Raw genomic sequence first — 17,642 nt, 5'->3', positions numbered from 1 at the left:
TATAAAGCCGGTCATTCCACAATTAGAACAACCGTACTTTTTACTTACCTGCTTTTATTTGCTTAAGAAACGCATGGCATCTTCAAGGCCAGATAAGGTTAATGGATACATTTTATCCTTAACAATCTGCTTGATCGCCCCCAGCGATCCACCCTGCCCCCAATGCGCTTCTGGTGCCGGATTTAACCACACCATCTTGTCGTACTGATCCGCCATACGCTGCAACCAAACCGCCCCCGGCTCTTCGTTCCAGTGTTCAACGCTGCCACCCACATGGGTCACTTCGTACGGTGCCATCATGGCATCACCAACAAAAATCACCTTGTAATCCGGGCCGTATTTACGCAATACATCCCAGGTTTCAGTGCGCTCATTCAGACGGCGGATATTGTTTTTCCAGACAGACTCGTACAAACAGTTATGGAAATAAAAGGTTTCCATATGTTTAAACTCGGTACGAGCGGCCGAGAATAACTCTTCACACACCCGTACATACGGGTCCATGGTGCCGCCAATATCAAAAAACAGCAGCACTTTTACCGCATTGTGCCGCTCCGGCACCATTTTGATATCGAGAAAGCCTGCATTGCGAGCCGTTGAAGCGATGGTATCGCCCATATCCAACTCTTCAGCGGCACCCTGACGGGCAAATTTACGCAAACGACGCAGCGCTACTTTGACATTACGAATACCCAGATCAATGCTGTCATCCAGGTCTTTGTAGTTGCGCTGTTCCCAAACCTTAACGGCTTTTTTGTGGCGCGAACGACCTTGTTCGATGCGAATGCCTTCCGGGTTATAACCGTTGGAACCAAACGGCGACGTGCCACCGGTACCAATCATTTTATTGCCACCCTGATGACGCTTTTCCTGCTCTTCCAGACGCTTCTGAAATTCGTCCATCAGTTTGTCGATACCACCCATGGCTTCGATTTGAGCCATTTGCTCTTCACTGAGCATGCGTTCGAATTCTTTGCGCATCCAGTCTTTCGGAATGCTGGCTTCATCACTGAACAACTCAACGATGTCCAGCCCTTCAAAATAATGACCAAAGGCTTTGTCGAATTTATCGTAATGCTTTTCATCTTTGACCAGCACCAGCTTAGCCAGTGCATAAAAGTCATCGAGATTGGCAAACGCAACATGCGCCTGAACCGCCGCCACCAGATCCAGATACTCACGAATAGAGCATGGCACCTTGGCTTTGCGTACGGTCTGAAAAAAATCAATCAGCATAAGCCGACCCCTGCTGTTCGTGTTGCACCACCAGAATTAGCCTTTGCGACGACTCATAAAGGCCAGTCGTTCAAGCAGCTGAACGTCTTGTTCGTTTTTCACCAGCGCACCATACATTGGCGGAATGGCTTTGGTGGTATCACGATTACGCAACACTTCGACACCAATCTCATCGGCCATCAACAGTTTCAGCCAGTCAATCAGTTCGGAGGTGGATGGTTTTTTCTTCAGACCCGGCACTTTACGCACGTCGAAGAAAACATCCATGGCTTCAGCCACCAGCTCGTTCTGGATACCTGGGTAATGCACCTCCACGATGTCTTTCATGGTGCTGGCATCCGGGAAATCGATGTAGTGGAAGAAACAACGGCGCAGGAAAGCATCCGGCAATTCTTTTTCGTTGTTACTGGTAATCAGGATAATCGGGCGGTGTTTAGCAACAATTCGTTCCTGAGTTTCGTAGCAGTAGAACTCCATTTTATCGAGTTCCAACAGCAGATCGTTCGGGAATTCAATATCCGCCTTGTCGATTTCATCAATCAGCAAAACCACCGGTTTGTCAGCGGTGAACGCTTCCCACAACTTACCTTTAACGATGTAGTTTTTGATGTCGTGGACTTTATCATTGCCCAGCTGGGAATCGCGCAGACGAGAAACGGCGTCGTACTCATACAGGCCCTGATGCGCTTTGGTGGTACTTTTGATGTGCCACTGAATCAATTCAGTGTCCAGAGATTTGGCCAGCTGTTCCGCCAGCATGGTTTTACCGGTACCCGGCTCACCTTTCAGTAACAGTGGACGTTGTAGCGTGATGGCCGCATTGACTGCCATGCGCAGTTCGGGCGTTGCTACGTATTCTTCAGTTCCCTGAAACTTCATAAAAGACCTCTGGCTTAGTGACAATTTATTCAACGAAATACGCCAGAAGTATAAGGAGGCTGGTATGGATCAGCAAGGCTCTTTAACAGAGCCCCGCATTTACTCTCCCTGAAAGACTGACCAGCAAGGTCAGCCAAGAGTCTTTAGCTATCACTTTGTTTTTTTTCATCATCCTCAAATGGATCGTCAAATTCGCCCCAGCTTTCATCCGCCGCGCCGTCACCGTCATCCGGATCAATGGCAAAATCATCATCCAGACCTAAACCTTCATCACCACCCGGCCCTGCGGTCGCACCTGGTGATGGTGAAGCAATTTCTTCTTCAGAATCATCACTGAAGGCATCAAAGTCCCCATCCAGTTCAGACTCATCAAACTCCGGCGTTTCCAGGTCCGGCGGCAAACGCGCTTCATCCGCACCTTTGGCTACGTCATTATCAGCACTATTGGCCTTACGCTTGATAAACCACCAATACCCCACACCACCAAACACAGCCAGATTGCCCAGTGCTAACAGCAGATAAACCCACCAGGCAATACCTTCCTCTTCGACCGGGGCTTCATCGTCGGTACTTTCCTGCTGCTCCTCAAACTTCGCGGCCAGGTCAGGGGCTACTGCAGGCTCAGGCTCTGACTGAGGCTCGGATTCTGGTTCTGGTTGCACTGCGGGTTCAGCAACTGGCTCAGGCTCAGCTGCTGGCTCAACCGACGGTTCCGCAACCGCCTCAGGATTCGTTTCTGACTCAGTTGCTGGCTTCGCATCAGCGGATGGTTCCATTTCACCCGACGCGGAAGACTCTCCCGCTTTCAGAGCTGGCTCCGGCTCAATTGCCATGCCCGGTTTCACCAACGGAAAAGTTGCTGCAATATTTTCAGGTTTGCTTTTAAACGTACTGCCGTTATCGGTTACCCCACGAATATTCAGCAATACACCATAATCACCTGGCCCTTTGTCAGCCGACAGCGATAACAACCATTGATTATTCTCGGTACTGTATTCCATCGACTGAATCACTGAACTTTCATCCGGACTGGTAATACGGGCAATAATCCGCGACAAGGTTGTATCAATATTCTCAACCTCTGGCGTAACAGCAATACTAAGTACCTGCTGATCGTAATCTGGCGTCACACTGACGGACAGCGGCTCTGACAACATCGCCGTCAGCGTTTGTTTGCGCTTAAAAGTACGCCCCTCAGCCAACACCTCAATCTGATACTCACCTCGTTGCGACAAACGCGTCAGGGATTCTCTAAAAATACCGTCATCCGGCAACACCTCAGGATCTGATAACAACTTGCTGCCGGTACGACCATCCGGTGCCGTTACCTTAATACTCAGATCGGTTAACGCCAGAATGGTTTTTTCATTTAACACCGAATCCTTTTCGGTCAGCGCCATTTCAAGATTGATTGGATAACCAGCAAAAATATTGTTCGGTAACCCGGTTACTCTGAGTTTCAGATCCGTCAGGATCTGCACCCGGTTATCCGGATCAATATCAGCCTCGGCGGCCCACTGCCCTGCTTGTGGCTGTTTGACCGTAATCAGATCGAAATTCAGATCTTTATGCCAACGAACCAAATCATTTTTGCGGCTGCTGTTTTCATCAATGCGCGCGCCATCCGGGCTAATCAGCGTGGTTGGCTGGGAATCTGATTTTCGGAAAATCAGTGCGGTAAACTCCTGCACACTGTCATCAATATCAAACTGGTTATTGGTCATCGGAACCTGCTCAACAGGAACCGCACGATCAAAGGCTTTCAAAAACAGTTTTAATAAATCATCAGCCGAATTGGCCTTTAAGAATAAACCACCCGTTTCCAGAGAAATCTGCTGCAGCATTTTTTCATCCGCTGCATCTGACAGTGCCAGGGTATGAACTTTAGCGCCGGCAGCGATATATCCCGGTAACACCTGAGTTAATAAACGTTGTTTTTCACGTCGATTAATATCCGCTGGCGCACCTTGCTCAGTCATGTCGAGCTTGCCATCGGTCAACAGGATCACACTATGATCAAAGCCACTGTCGGCACCCATTTGCCATTGTGCTTTTTCCAGCGCTTCCGTGAGGTTGGTTTGCAAACCCACAGAATTAATGGTTTGTGCTTTATTTTTTGCCTGATCACGCCAGCCCTGATCCACCGCAGACAAGGGCACCAACATATTGACATAACGACCAAAGGTCCAGACACCGGCTTGTGAGCCATCCGGTAATAATTCGACCAACAAATTGAGTGCCGGAACCCGCAGGTTTTGCGGATCGGTTTGTTTCATACTGCCGGAGATATCAATGATAATCCGGACATCGGAAGGTTTAGACTCTTCAGCCAGAGCCTGAAAAGGAAGGAAAACAGAAAAAAACAGCAGGAGTGAAAAAAATTTCACCCCCGACAGCCAACGACAGTTAACCATAAATGCTCCCGGGGGTATCAACTATCTTGAATAACAGCACTAACCGATTAATTACAGGTTAGCTTCCAGCACACGACGACCTTTTTCGGTAATATGCCAGCGCACACCATTTTTACCACTGACTTTGCCAGCCAGACTACGGGTGGTCAGAACATGCAGTGTTTTAAGAATGGTAGATTCTTCTTCATTCGCTTCACGACAGACACCAGCCAGGGAGCGGAAAATAAAACGACCACTGGACAGAATTTTTAACACTTGAGCGGAGGTCACATCCAGGTCATTACTGGCTTCTTCAACCTGTGGATCTGCAGAAGACATATCCTGCTCGGTTTCGGTATCAATCAGAGGTAATAATTCGTTCTGAATGACCCGCAGATTCTGCTGCACTTCTTCTGAGCGTGACTTAGCGACCTGCGCTTCCGTCAGAATACGATCCGACAGATTATCGATAAAGAAGCGGCTTAATAGTGCTGAGATCAAACAAAAACCGGTGAAAATTAACAACCGGGATGGATCACCCTGGCTTTCAAGCACCAGCTCACTGTTCACCATGTCCAAAACAACCGGTACCAGGAAGGATGCGCCCACACCTACCACTAAAAATCGCGGCAGACTTGCTGCATCCGGATCTTTATCACCGTACAGGTAATAGTTCACCAGTCCCCCAAAAATACCTGCAAGCAGCATAACCGTTGCCAGAATAAAGATATGATTTGCCATATTTCCAATCCTCATCCATCAGAAACTGCGGAACAGTTTTGATGCCCGACTATCCCGTTTTTGTTGCCTGAAATCAGAAACAACATTCAAACAGGAATCATCCTCCCCAAGTTAAATTTCGTGCCGCAGTTTCGCCAGAATCGACGAAGTGCAGTACGTTCCTGCATTAAAATTAGCAAAGAATTCAGGGTTAGCCAGAAAAGTACGGAAAAAAATGATTGACCCGTTATTTGCAGCAACCCCCCCCTCGACAAGAAATTTAAAAAATGATCAAAAAGCAGACAGGCTTTTAACTGAAAAACAATGAGACAAAACAAAAAAGGCCATAAATTGATCAATTTATGGCCTTTTTATTTAACGGCTGGTCACTTTATTAAAGTGATTATTGCTCCGCAGCGGTAGCACTGCGCTTTTGCACAAAACGGACGGACTGCACGATAGCCAGAACCACAGCACCAACGATCAAACCACCTAAAAACCAGTTAGCGGCATACATGGCATTATCCAGGGACGACGTCAGTAAGGTGAATGGAAAGACGACCATGGCTGGCGCAAAATACACAGATCCGGCGCTGATTGGCGCCGGCGTAAAGACCAGAACGGCGCCCAGCATATGAAAAAAACGCCTCAGGTCACTATCCGGCTTCAACCAGAAAAACAGACACCGCCAACACCAGAAGCCAATACAGGCAAACACCAGATATAGCAGCCAGAAGCCAGAAAATTCAACAATTCCTTCCATTAACTTGTTACCTTATTCATCAGGCTTTCCAGATAATCCGATCCTGCCATTGCTCTTCAGGAATACGGTCATCGGCAATGCCTTTATTCTTAATCGAGATCCCGGCGTTATGAACCGACTCAGGATCACCACTGATTAATGGGTGCCACTCAGGCAAGGGTTTTTTCTCTGCCAACAGCCGATAAGCGCAGGTTTCCGGCAACCAGAAAAAGCTTTCTGCCTGCTCCGGTGTCAGCCACACACAATGAGGGACTTTTTTATTACGCTCCAGATAGACCGTACAGCTGCAGTTACTGGTATCCATATAACGGCAATGAACATCGGTGTAATACACCTCTCCGGTATCTTCGTCTTCCAGCTTATGCAAACAACACAACGCACAACCGTCGCACAATGACTCCCACTCGGGGCGTGTCATTTCAGCTAACGTCTTGGTTTGCCAAAACGGTTCAGCACTCATGGTCGCTTTTATCTTTCTTGCAGAACAGATCCAACATATAGGTTTCGCGCGGCGGCGGCATTTGCAGGTAGAAACCTTTTTCTTCGATTTCCGCCATCACTTTGGTCGCTTCGGCACGCGCCAGCTTTTTTTCTTCCGTGAGAATCAGCGTCAGTGTTTTTTCAGCAGGGCCAAAAATTTCCAGTAATTCTTCTGGCAATTCTTTCAGGCCTTTCTTCTGCTCAACGTACAAGTACGCTTCGTCTTTTTTGAGTGAGCGATACACATCACACAGGATTTTATTCATCAGGTTTTCGCACTATTAACGGTTTTCACACGAGTAAATCAGTCAGCCGCAGCCAGCTGCTGTAGTTTTTGTAACAGGCGCTCGCCTATTATTTCTTGTCGCCAGCCACACAATAACTCTGGCAGCTCGCCATTGCCGTGTGGGAAAGCGGAGCGCAATAACGCTTCCAGTGGTTTTTTGCGCACCAGAATTTCAGCCGGAAGCTCCAGGGTTTCCGCCTGCCCATTAATCACGACTTTCAGCTCTTTTAGCCATTGTCCGGCCTCAGGGCCTAACGGTCGATCAAGCTGCTTGGGCCAGTGGCTTTTATCCAGTTCCAGCGCCTGAGATACCAGCTTAAGAATATCGCCACCATCGGCTTTCACACTGGCGGGCTTCATGCCCGAACGAATCAGCTGATCGCGATTTTTTACTTTAAAGCGAGCGATGTTCCACATCGACGCATCATCAATCACTTTATTACGTGGCACATCGCGCTCACGCGCTTGCTGCTCACGCCAGGCTGCCAGTTGCTGCAATACAAACAACTCCTGAGAACGCAGCTTCCAGGCCAGTTTTACCCGACGAAAATAGCCAGACAAGCTCTCTGGTGTGTTCGCCTGATCTACCATCCGCTGACAATCTTCCGCCAGCCAGGACTCACGCCCAAGTGTTTTTAACTGCTGCACCAACTTCGGGTAAATGCGATACAGGTAATGCACATCCGCCACGGCATATTGTATCTGCTCAGGACGCAATGGTCGCTCCAGCCAGTTGGAACGTGTCTCGCCCTTCGGCAGATCAATATTCAGCACATCGGCCACCAGGCGCTGAAAGCCCATCGATGCCCCTTTTCCCACTAACGCCGCCGCGTGCTGTGAATCCGCCAAAGGCTCAGGCACACAGCCTACCAGGCGCTGGCAGACTTCCAGATCTTCTGCACAGGCATGAAAGACCTTCACCACCAGCGGATGCAGAAAAACATCCTTAAGCGGCTGCCAATCGCTGATCGCCAGCGGATCAATCAGGAAATCACCCTGACTACTGGTTACCTGAATCAAACCCGCTTTCGGATAAAAGGTGGTGGTACGCACAAACTCAGTATCCACCGCCAGATACGGCTCACTCAGCCACTGCTGGCAGACATCAGCCAGGGCGGAATTGCTATCAATCCATTGTGATTCAAAAGCCTCTGGCTTAAAGGAAGCTATCGGCATCCGGTTTCCCCAATTGCATCATTAATCGCCTGAGTGATGGCGTTATCGTTCATTAAACTCACGTCCTTATCCGGCAGCATCTGACGGATAAACAATTCGGTTGCCCGGGCTTCGACAGAGGGCTCAGCTCCAGCGCCCTTAGCCGTATCTGATTGCAACGCTAACCACAGAGTCTGACTTTGCAACGCGGCAATACGCTGCTTGAGTTGCGCCAACCCAAGCTGAGTTGGGCCAACACCCGCAACCGGCGATAACACTCCGTGTAATACAAACACCGGGCCTGTATAGCCCTGCTCGCGCCAGTGCAATGCCTCATCGGCTTGTTCAACCACGAGTAACACACCAGGAAACAAAGCATCCGAAGTTTCAGCCGCACTGCAATCAGCACACAGAGTTTCCGTGGTAAACATACGGCACTGGGCGCAATGATTCAGGCTGCTTCTGGCCTGAACAATACTCTCGCCCAACGCTCGTGAGCCCGAATGGCTGAGCACATAACGCCCCATACGCCGGGCCGCTTGTGGGCCAACACCGGGAATCGCATCAAAGGCATCCACCAGCTGGCGGAATTGTTCAGCAAAGTCAGGTGCAGACATTCAAACAGCAATCAGAATGGGAATTTCATACCCGGCGGCATACCCATGCCAGCCGTCATTTTTGACATCTGCTCCTGGCTGTTGGACTCAATTTTACGAACCGCATCATTAACCGCAGCTGCCAGCAGGTCTTCCAGCATTTCTTTGTCTTCTTCCATCACGGAATCGTCCAGCTCAACGCGCTTAACGTCGTGGCGACCATTCATGGTGACTTTAACCAGGCCAGCGCCGGACTCGCCGGTGACTTCCGCTTCAGCCAGTTTTTCCTGCGCCTGTTGCAATTGTTCCTGCATTTTCTGGGCTTGCTTCATCAAGTTGCCCATACCACCTTTCATCATAAGACAGTCCTGTATGTGTTGAGTGAATTAACTCAGCGGCCGGATGGTTTCTTCCACCACATAACCGCCCATTTCAGTAAGGATATGATTGACCACCGGGTCGGAGTCAATCGATTGTTTCGCCGCATAAAAGGCTTCGGCCTTTTCACGCTGGCGTCGCTGTTCCGGGGTTTCACCACGCGGCGGTTGCAGCACCATAGTCAGGCTGCTGCCGGGAATCAGTTGTTGCAACGCCGCTTCAATTCGTTTTGCCTGCGTATCATTAAACAGTGCTCCCTGAGCGGGGTCGACGTCAAAGGTGTAATGCTCACCTGTCACATCAATCAAAGCACTGTTGCGGGCAATCGCCTGGGGTAAACCGGCTAACGCCAAACGATCGGCCCATTGCCACCAGTTATGTGGCTGTAAAGGTTCAAGCGGTTGATCAGGTTCTATCGGAGCGACGTCTTTGACGCTAGGCGCAGGTAGGGATTCCACCGCAGCCGGTGCGTCATACTGAGCCTGCTGTAAGCGCTCTTCTATCGACAACGCTGCTGGCTTAGGAGCCTCAACCACTGGGTTCTGCGCTGCTACCGCTGACTGTTCAGAGGTTGAAAGTTCAGCAGCTGATTGCTCAATAGCTGGCTCTGGCCTGGATATTGGTTTTGGTTCAGACTCAGAAACAGCAGTTTCAGAAACAGCAACTTCAGAAACAGGCGTGATATCTGGCTCAGGAGCCGGTAAAGGCTCGGGTTCAGTATCAGGCCTAGAGTCAAGCGTAGCCTCAAACGTAGACTCAGCCGTCAGTGGCTTTTTTTTTTCGGCCTCTAGCTCGGCATTGATAGCAGGCTCGACACTGCTGACAGACTCGGCATTGATGGCAGGCGCAGCGCTGAGTGCACTTTCTAAATCCAGGTCTACCGGTGCCTGAGGTGCGGGGCGGAATGCCAGCATACGCAGCAGAATCATTTCAAAACCCTGACGCGGATCGGGCGCCAGATTCAGATCGCCCCGCCCCTGCAACGCAATCTGATAATACAGTTGCAGATCTTCGGGCTGCATATTAACCGACAGTTTCAAAATTGCGTCGCGGTCACCCTGAGTATTATCAATCGCATCCGGCACCACCTGCGCTAATGAGGCGCGATGCCAGATCGCCAGCAAACCCTGCAATACTTCGTCATAATCCGGGCCGTGTTCCGCCATCGCCGCGACTTCGGTTAACACCTCAGCCGCATTCGCCCGCGCCATCACTTCAGCCAGCTTAAATAATCGCCCACGATCCATGGTGCCCAGCATGGCATTAACCTGCTCTTCGCCAACCTGGCCTTCGCCATAGGCAATCGCCTGATCAGTCAGAGACAGGGCATCACGCATACTGCCCTGAGCGGCACGCCCCAGCTGCCATAAAGCGGGCTCTTCATAGCTCAGCTTTTCGGCATCCAGTACCTGAGCCAGATACGACACAATTTTCTCCGGTGTCATATTTTTCAGGCTGAACTGCAAACAGCGCGACAGGATAGTCACTGGCAGTTTTTGCGGATCGGTGGTCGCCAGCAGGAATTTAACGTGTGCTGGCGGTTCTTCTAAGGTTTTTAACAGCGCGTTAAAACTATGGGTCGACAACATGTGCACTTCGTCGATCAGGTAGACCTTAAACCGGCCCCGGGTCGGCGCGTATTGCACGTTGTCTAATAATTCGCGGGTGTCTTCTACCTTGGTGCGCGATGCCGCATCGACCTCAATCAGATCAACAAAGCGGCCATCGGCAATTTCCTGACAGGAGCTACAAGTGCCGCACGGGCGGGCACTGACACCTTCCTCACAGTTCAGACACTTGGCCAGAATCCGGGCAATGGTGGTTTTGCCGACCCCACGGGTTCCGGTAAAGAGGTAAGCATGATGCAGTCGCTCTTCGTTTAAGGCGTTGATCAAAGCACGTAATACGTGTTCCTGCCCGACCATTTCATCAAAGAAACGGGGCCTCCATTTACGGGCAAGTACTTGATAACTCATTAATTTTCCAAATCAGGAAGGTGACACAATGGTGCGCATAATACCCTGTCAGGCATGGAAGATGAAGGATAAGCGATACAAGAAAGATATTTCAGATTGGAGATGACCTCCACCAGCCACACCCCGGCACACGAGTCAGCTACTACCGTTGCTCCCTTCCGGGCCTGGCGGGGTTCGCAGCCTATCATTGCGAGGGGACCAGCAGAGGCCACCATAACGACTGAAAGCACTTCAGAGCTGAAGTAATCAGTGGCGCGTACTGTACCAAAACTTATTTTTAAATCAAGCAGTTATCGGATAAAAGGCGCTACCCCATGTGCAGCCACTGCTTTAGCGCTCTTTCGATGATTTCCGCCCGTGTCATGTTCAGATCATCACAGGCATCGTCAAGCGCCTGGACCACCTCACCTTCAATGCGCACCTCAAGACGATGCATGCCTTTGGCTTTATCACGCAAACGCTGGCTGCGCTTGTTTTGACGGCACTGCAGCGCACGATCATAGGGGTTGCTGCGTGGCCGCCCTGGTCCACGACTGGCAAACATATCAATGGTAGTACGATCTTCGGGCTGAACTGACATAAGGACCTCGGTTGAAGGAGCGGCAATTATGCGTATCGGCCGCACAAAATCAATACGCTTGGCTGCCCTCTACCCCCCGATACCACCCTCTACTCCTTGATAACAGCTGACGTTGCCCCTACTGTAACCCTTTGTATTTTTATGGTTTCAGCATCAGCGACGATTTATGAGCACAAACATTCCCACAGACACACCGGATACCTCAGCACCGGGCACTTCAGCTTCTGCAGCAACACAACTGCCAGCCAATAAACTGTATCGCCATATCAGCAACGACCAACTGCCATTTGCCAATACCTCTGAGATTGAGGCTTTTCAGGGGGTGCTGGGTCAGGATCGCGCCGTTAACGCCATTCAGTTCGGCGTGGCGATGGAGCGCCCGGGCTACAATATCTTTGTGATGGGCGAGGCAGGCACCGGCCGCTCTTCGTATGTTCAGGGCTATTTAAAAAGTGAAGCCAAACGCCAGAGCACGCCCGACGTTTGGTGTTATGTGAACAATTTTAAAAACCCACGCGAGCCAAAATCGTTAGCATTGGCACCGCAACAGGCGTCTGAATTTAAAGATCATATCAGCACGTTAATTGATCAATTACTGGCCACCTTCCCCGCGGCGCTGGAGCACCCGGCGTATCAGCAGAAGAAATCTGCCATTGATTACATTTTTAATCGTAAGTACGACAAATCCATCGAAACCGTTGAGCGTGAAGCACACAAACGTGGCGTTGCGCTTTACCGTGACGCCTCCACCATCAGTTTTACCCCAATGCGTGATGGTAAAGCACTGGATGAAACTGAATTTGCTCAGCTCACGGAAGAAGAGCGCGATACCTTTCATGACGATATTGGTGATCTGGAACAAATGCTCAGTGAGCAGCTGTCGGAATTACCCCAATGGAAGCGTGAAAGCAGCGATGCCCTTCGCCTGTTAAATCAGGAAACCATTAAAGAAGCGATTGCACCGTTATTAACGCCCATTCGTGAGAGTTTTGCTGAGCAACCGGATCTGATCCATTACCTGGATGAAATGGAAGAGCACCTGCCACGATTGGTGCTGGAAGAATTGGTAGACGACAAACTGCTGGAACTGCGCGAAGAATACGTTAAGCGCTCCAGCATGGAAGAATCGCTGATGCCGAACTTTGCCACCCGTCACGCTGCCGATAGCGGTGCACCGGTGGTTTACGAGCCTCACCCCAGCTATGGCAATTTATTTGGCCGCATCGAATACGCCAGCGACCAGGGCGCATTAGTCACCAACTTCCAGCGCATTTGCCCGGGAGCGTTACACAAAGCCAATGGCGGTTATTTAATTCTCGATGCCGAAAAAGTGTTATCCGAGCCCTGGGTATGGGATGCGTTAAAACGCTCATTACAGTCCGGGCAATTAAAACTCGATTCGCCCTACTCTGAAATGGGCCTGATTAATACCACCAGCCTGCTGCCGGAGCGTATTCCGCTACAGGTTAAACTGGTGTTAATTGGCTCACGCCAGATTTATTATTTATTGCAGGAATACGACGAAGACTTTAAGCGCTTATTCCGTGCCGTGGTCGACTTCGACTCCGACCTGCCGTTAAACGACGATAATTTATTAGGCTTTTCACGCTTAATTAAAAGCCGTCTTGATGAACAGGGTCATGCGGATTTAACCCGTGACGCCGTGATTCGCATGATTCAGTTCAGCGCTCGCCTGGCCGAACAACAGGACGTATTAAGTGCTCGCATCGGTGAGCAGTTTGATTTACTGGCCGAGGCTGATTTTATTCGCCAGTTAGCGGGCGATACTTTTATTGAACGCCTGCATCTGGATCGTGCTATCGCCGCCAAGCAAGAACGCACCGGACGAGTGTACGATAAATTATTTGAACAAATGATGGACGGCACCGTACTGCTGGAAACCAGCGGTAAAGCCATCGGCAAAATTAACGGCTTAACCGTGATGGCGCTGGGTGACACCAGCTTTGGCTCACCCGCACGTATTACCACCACGGTGTATCCGGGTTCCAAAGGCGTCGTCGATATTGAACGCGAAGTGTCACTGGGTCAGGCCATCCACTCTAAAGGTGTGATGATTTTAAGCGGCTTTTTAGGTAACCGTTACGCCCAGAAATTCCCGCTGGCTATTTCTGCGCACATCGCCATGGAGCAATCTTATGGCTATATCGATGGCGACAGTGCGTCATTAGGTGAACTGGTGTGTTTAATTTCGGCCTTAATTCATGAGCCGGTTGATCAGAGCTTTGCGATTACTGGTTCGGTGAACCAGTATGGCGAAGTTCAGGCAATTGGCGGCGTAAATGAAAAGATCGAAGGTTTCTTCCGCTTATGCAAAGCCCGTGGTTTAACCGGCAAACAAGGTGTGATTATTCCGGCCTCCAACGCCAATAATTTATTGCTGAAGCAAGAGGTGATCGACGCAGTGAACGACGGTGAATTTGCCATTCATGCCGTGTCACATGTTGATCAGGCGATTGAATTATTACTGAACCGCGAAGCAGGCCAGGCCAATCCGGATGGCGACTTCCCGGAAGGCAGCGTTAATGGCGATATTATTAAGCGCCTGGAAGAAATTTCTAAAATGGGCGAGAAGAAATCAGATTAAGGCGCGAGCGCCCTACAACAACAGACTAATCCCCCTTTCAGTTCAAGCTGAAAGGGGGACACAAAGAATGTCACCAATGCTCGTTTACATGGATGAGAAAATCAGACTTATGGAAATTTCCACTAAAATTCAATTAGTTATAAAAATATTTGAAGATCGAACGTTCCGTGCAAACGCGCATGCGCACAATTAAAATGTTAGGTTTCTGAAATGGAATACCAGCAAAGCCGAAGAAGATTAAACAATTGCATTAGGCGGTCGGAAGGCAGAATCGCTCTAGGGTTGGCCAAGAGTCGTTGGCATAAAAAGTCTCTAGAAAACGACCTGGAGTGGTTGGTTACTTGGGCAATCAAAAAAGCAAATACTCAAGAACCCATGTGGTGTGGCAGTACGAAAATACTGGATTTAAAGCGGCTACAAAAGAAACGATTCAGCATATCCGCTATTGTCGATATCGGCTTCGAATCAGATCCAAACAATAGTTTAAGTCCGGCCCAATTGAGCGGAATTATCGCTCTAAATGGCCACGAAAATAAGCTAAAAACTTATTATCTAATCGTTGCCGAAAATGGGGCTGAATATGAACTCAGAAAACAAACCTAACAAGGCCAGCAATGCCCGCCATGATCTTTTCCCGATAAAACGGACACTGAAACCTAATTAAGATTGAGGTGTCCACGGAATTACGCCTTCTAAGTATCCGGCTTAGATTAACCAGCACACTTCCCGCCAATCAAAATCATTAGTAGCAAAACAAGCCATTACCGAAACGGCATCATCAATAACGCCGAAAAACGGTAATCCTCCCTTTTTTAGCTGGCGCTAAAAGCAGAGGTTACTCAACCAGCGTTGGGGTTTATGAGCCTGCTGGCGATAAGGGAGAGCTAACTCCCCTATCACCATTAACACAAATACACTGCTGAAACAGCCAAGCCGGAATAATGCTTCGTGTTCAAGCAGCCAGTGCATGGTTATTTCAGCTTGCGAACTTTTTTCGGTTTACCCGACTTATTCGCTGCCGGTTTAGCTGACGTCGATTTAGCAGGCTTTTGCTTAGCAGGTGAGTTCGAAGCAAACTTAGCCGCTACCGATTTTTGCCCGGGCTTCTTACACGATGATTTGCCTTTTAACGGCTTTTTAAAGCTGTCTTTGGTAGCCGTTTTTTGAGCACCACCCTTCTTAAATCCTGCTTTTTTAAATCCGGGCCGTTGAACACGCTTATTGCCCACATCATCTTCAGCCGGAATTAACGCATTTGCGCCAGAGCCAATTAAATCCTGACGCCCCATGGCTTTTAGTTCTTCACGCAGCATCGGCCAGTTTTTGGCGTCGTGATAACGTAAAAACGCTTTATGCATACGGCGCTGATGAATATCACGCGGGATATTCATCTTCGGCTGCTTATAGCTCATACGCTTCAGCGGGTTACGCTCCGAGTGGTACATGGCCGTTGCTAATGCCATCGGTGACGGATAGAAGGTTTGCACCTGATCAACCCGGAATTTATTGCGCTTTAACCACAACGCCAGATTCATCATGTCTTTATTTTCAGTGCCCGGGTGTGCGGCAATAAAATACGGAATTAAATATTGCTCTTTACCGGCTTCTTTCGAGAACTTATCAAACATCCGCTTGAAGTTATCGTAAGTACCCATACCCGGCTTCATCATTTTAGTGAGCACATTCTGCTCGGTATGTTCCGGTGCAATTTTTAAATAGCCACCCACATGATGGGTCACAAGCTCACGGACGTATTCCGGATCTTCTACCGCCAGGTCGTAACGCAAACCGGAAGCAATGGCAATCCGTTTAATGCCCGGTAACGCACGGGCGGCACGGTACAATTCGGTGGTGGGTTTATGGCTGGTTTCGAGGTTTTTACAAATCCCCGGATACACGCAAGATAAACGACGACAATTTTTCAGAATTTCCTGACTCTTACATTTCAGGAAATACATATTGGCGGTTGGCCCACCCAGATCCGAAATGGTGCCGGTAAAGCCCGGAACTTTATCGCGAATCTCTTCAATTTCGTTAATGATGGATTCTTGTGAACGGCTCTGAATAATGCGGCCTTCGTGTTCGGTAATGGAACAGAAGGTACAGCCACCAAAGCAGCCGCGCATAATATTCACCGAAAAACGGATCATCTCATACGCAGGAATACGGGCATCACCATAACTCGGGTGTGGCACACGCTGATACGCGAAGCCAAACACCGAATCCATTTCATCGGTTTCCAATGGGATCGGCGGCGGGTTTACCCAGATTTCTTTACTGCCGTGCTTCTGAATCAGCGGCCGGGCGTTATACGGGTTAGATTCCTGATGCAGCACCCGGGACGCGTGTGCATACAAGGCGCTGTCGTTTTTCACCTTCTCAAAGGAAGGTAAGCGAACTGCTGTAGTATCCAGATCGTGCTCAATTTTGCGCTGCAGCGGCATCGGAATAATCTTCACCGGCATCACATCCGGGTCTGAATCGCTATCGGCCTGCCCTTGCTGGTCAGAAGCACAGCTGTCGCTGTTGGCTTCTTTCATTTCATACGGGTTCGGCAGCTGATCAATTTGCCCTGGCCAATCAATACGGGACGAGTCAATTTCAGTCCAGCCATCCGGCGTCGCGTCACGCACAATGGTGGTACCACGCAGATCGGTAATGGTATCGACCGGCTCGCCTGCGGATAAACGGTGAGTTAATTCAACAATCGCCCGCTCTGCATTGCCGTACAACAGAATATCGGCACCGGAATCGATCAATACCGAACGGCGCACCTGATTCGACCAATAATCGTATTGGGCAATACGGCGCAAACTGGCTTCGATACCACCAATAACAATCGGCACATCTTTATAGGCTTCGCGACATTTTTGCGAATACACAATCACCGCACGATCCGGACGCTTACCCGGCTCACCGTGAGGTGTATAGGCATCATCAGAGCGCACTTTTAAATCGGCGGTATAACGGTTGATCAGCGAGTCCATATTGCCCGCGGTCACACCAAAATAGAAATTCGGCTTACCCAGTGTCGTAAAGGCATTCGGGTCGTTCCAATCGGGTTGAGCAATAATACCCACCCGGAAGCCCTGAGATTCAAGCATCCGCCCCATCACCGCCATACCAAAGCTGGGGTGATCGACATAAGCATCTCCCGTCACCAGAATCACATCACAGCTGTCCCAGCCAAGTTCGTCCATTTCAGCACGCGACATGGGTAAAAAAGGCGCCGTGCCAAAACATTCGGCCCAATAGGGATAGTTAGAAAACAGATGCTTCTGCGCTTCGGTCATGAGAAAAACTAATAATCATCAGAAAGGTTCTGCATTCTCCCAAAATTCCCTCTTTGGCAAAAGCAGCGTCTTAAGAAAAAGTGCAAAAAGTCGGGTAAAACCCGCATTAACCCTAGCCTTAGAAAGGTCTTAACCGGGTTTTAACTGGCTGTCAGTCGAAGTCATTCTCATTTAAATCATCCAAATCCGACTGACTTCGACGACGAAGCACAACATTACAAAGTTAACATTACCTATTGACCTTGGTTTAATGATTGCAGGCTGACTACCAGCCATAGATGATGCCCACCAATAACCGTGAT

At 49.5% G+C, this 17,642-nt stretch carries 15 protein-coding genes and 1 other RNA gene; 2 read left to right on the top strand and 14 right to left on the bottom strand.

Going from position 1 to position 17,642, the window contains the following annotated elements:
* Nucleotides 1–54: 54 nt before the first annotated feature.
* The 13 genes from KFF03_RS07695 to ybfE form a co-directional block, all read right to left on the bottom strand.
* Entirely contained in the window at nt 55–1,236 is a 1,182-nt protein-coding gene (locus KFF03_RS07695) for a VWA domain-containing protein (protein ID WP_255860452.1), read from the bottom strand.
* Nucleotides 1,237–1,272: 36 nt separating this feature from the next.
* Nucleotides 1,273–2,115: a MoxR family ATPase gene (locus KFF03_RS07690; protein WP_255860450.1), complete on the bottom strand. Its 843-nt coding sequence runs from the start codon at nt 2,113–2,115 to the stop codon at nt 1,273–1,275.
* A gap of 143 nt (nt 2,116–2,258) precedes the next feature.
* Nucleotides 2,259–4,529, bottom strand: coding sequence for a VWA domain-containing protein (locus KFF03_RS07685; protein ID WP_255860448.1), 2,271 nt, complete (start codon nt 4,527–4,529; stop codon nt 2,259–2,261).
* Nucleotides 4,530–4,580: 51 nt separating this feature from the next.
* A complete protein-coding gene (locus KFF03_RS07680; RefSeq protein ID WP_255860447.1) occupies nt 4,581–5,249 on the bottom strand; it encodes a YEATS-associated helix-containing protein in 669 nt (222 codons plus the stop codon).
* Nucleotides 5,250–5,631: 382 nt separating this feature from the next.
* A complete protein-coding gene (locus tag KFF03_RS07675; RefSeq protein ID WP_255860444.1) occupies nt 5,632–5,991 on the bottom strand; it encodes a hypothetical protein in 360 nt (119 codons plus the stop codon).
* A 19-nt stretch (nt 5,992–6,010) separates the two neighbouring features.
* Complete coding sequence (locus KFF03_RS07670) at nt 6,011–6,451, bottom strand: YcgN family cysteine cluster protein (RefSeq protein WP_255860442.1); 441 nt, start codon at nt 6,449–6,451, stop codon at nt 6,011–6,013.
* Nucleotides 6,441–6,737, bottom strand: coding sequence for a YcgL domain-containing protein (locus KFF03_RS07665; RefSeq protein WP_255860441.1), 297 nt, complete (start codon nt 6,735–6,737; stop codon nt 6,441–6,443). The genes KFF03_RS07670 and KFF03_RS07665 overlap by 11 nt, the downstream gene beginning before the upstream one ends.
* Nucleotides 6,738–6,775: 38 nt before the next feature.
* A complete protein-coding gene (gene rnd / locus KFF03_RS07660) occupies nt 6,776–7,933 on the bottom strand; it encodes a ribonuclease D (RefSeq protein WP_255860440.1) in 1,158 nt (385 codons plus the stop codon).
* Nucleotides 7,924–8,529, bottom strand: a complete 606-nt coding sequence (locus tag KFF03_RS07655) for a toprim domain-containing protein (protein ID WP_255860439.1) — start codon at nt 8,527–8,529, stop codon at nt 7,924–7,926. Before KFF03_RS07655 ends, rnd begins: the two co-directional genes overlap by 10 nt.
* Before the next feature lie 11 nt (nt 8,530–8,540).
* Nucleotides 8,541–8,867: a YbaB/EbfC family nucleoid-associated protein gene (locus KFF03_RS07650; protein ID WP_255860438.1), complete on the bottom strand. Its 327-nt coding sequence runs from the start codon at nt 8,865–8,867 to the stop codon at nt 8,541–8,543.
* Between the two features lie 27 nt (nt 8,868–8,894).
* A complete protein-coding gene (dnaX, locus tag KFF03_RS07645) occupies nt 8,895–10,862 on the bottom strand; it encodes a DNA polymerase III subunit gamma/tau (RefSeq protein ID WP_255860437.1) in 1,968 nt (655 codons plus the stop codon).
* 107 nt (nt 10,863–10,969) lie between these two features.
* Nucleotides 10,970–11,066: signal recognition particle sRNA small type (gene ffs, locus KFF03_RS07640), an RNA gene on the bottom strand.
* A 103-nt stretch (nt 11,067–11,169) separates the two neighbouring features.
* On the bottom strand, nt 11,170–11,442 hold the full coding sequence (ybfE, locus tag KFF03_RS07635) for a LexA regulated protein (RefSeq protein ID WP_255860435.1): 273 nt from the start codon (nt 11,440–11,442) through the stop codon (nt 11,170–11,172).
* Between the two features lie 166 nt (nt 11,443–11,608).
* Here ybfE and KFF03_RS07630 point away from each other — a divergent pair, with 166 nt between their 5' ends.
* A complete protein-coding gene (locus tag KFF03_RS07630; RefSeq protein ID WP_255860426.1) occupies nt 11,609–14,047 on the top strand; it encodes a Lon protease family protein in 2,439 nt (812 codons plus the stop codon).
* A 210-nt stretch (nt 14,048–14,257) separates the two neighbouring features.
* A complete protein-coding gene (locus KFF03_RS07625; protein ID WP_255860419.1) occupies nt 14,258–14,650 on the top strand; it encodes a hypothetical protein in 393 nt (130 codons plus the stop codon).
* Between the two features lie 368 nt (nt 14,651–15,018).
* On the opposite strand, the gene KFF03_RS07620 is transcribed toward KFF03_RS07625, so the two are convergent.
* Nucleotides 15,019–17,340, bottom strand: coding sequence for a YgiQ family radical SAM protein (locus tag KFF03_RS07620; protein ID WP_255860409.1), 2,322 nt, complete (start codon nt 17,338–17,340; stop codon nt 15,019–15,021).
* Nucleotides 17,341–17,642: the final 302 nt, after the last annotated feature.

Source organism: Bacterioplanoides sp. SCSIO 12839, from assembly GCF_024397975.1.
In the GTDB taxonomy this organism is placed as follows: domain Bacteria; phylum Pseudomonadota; class Gammaproteobacteria; order Pseudomonadales; family Oceanobacteraceae; genus Bacterioplanoides.
This window is presented reverse-complemented; position numbering and strand designations above follow the sequence as displayed.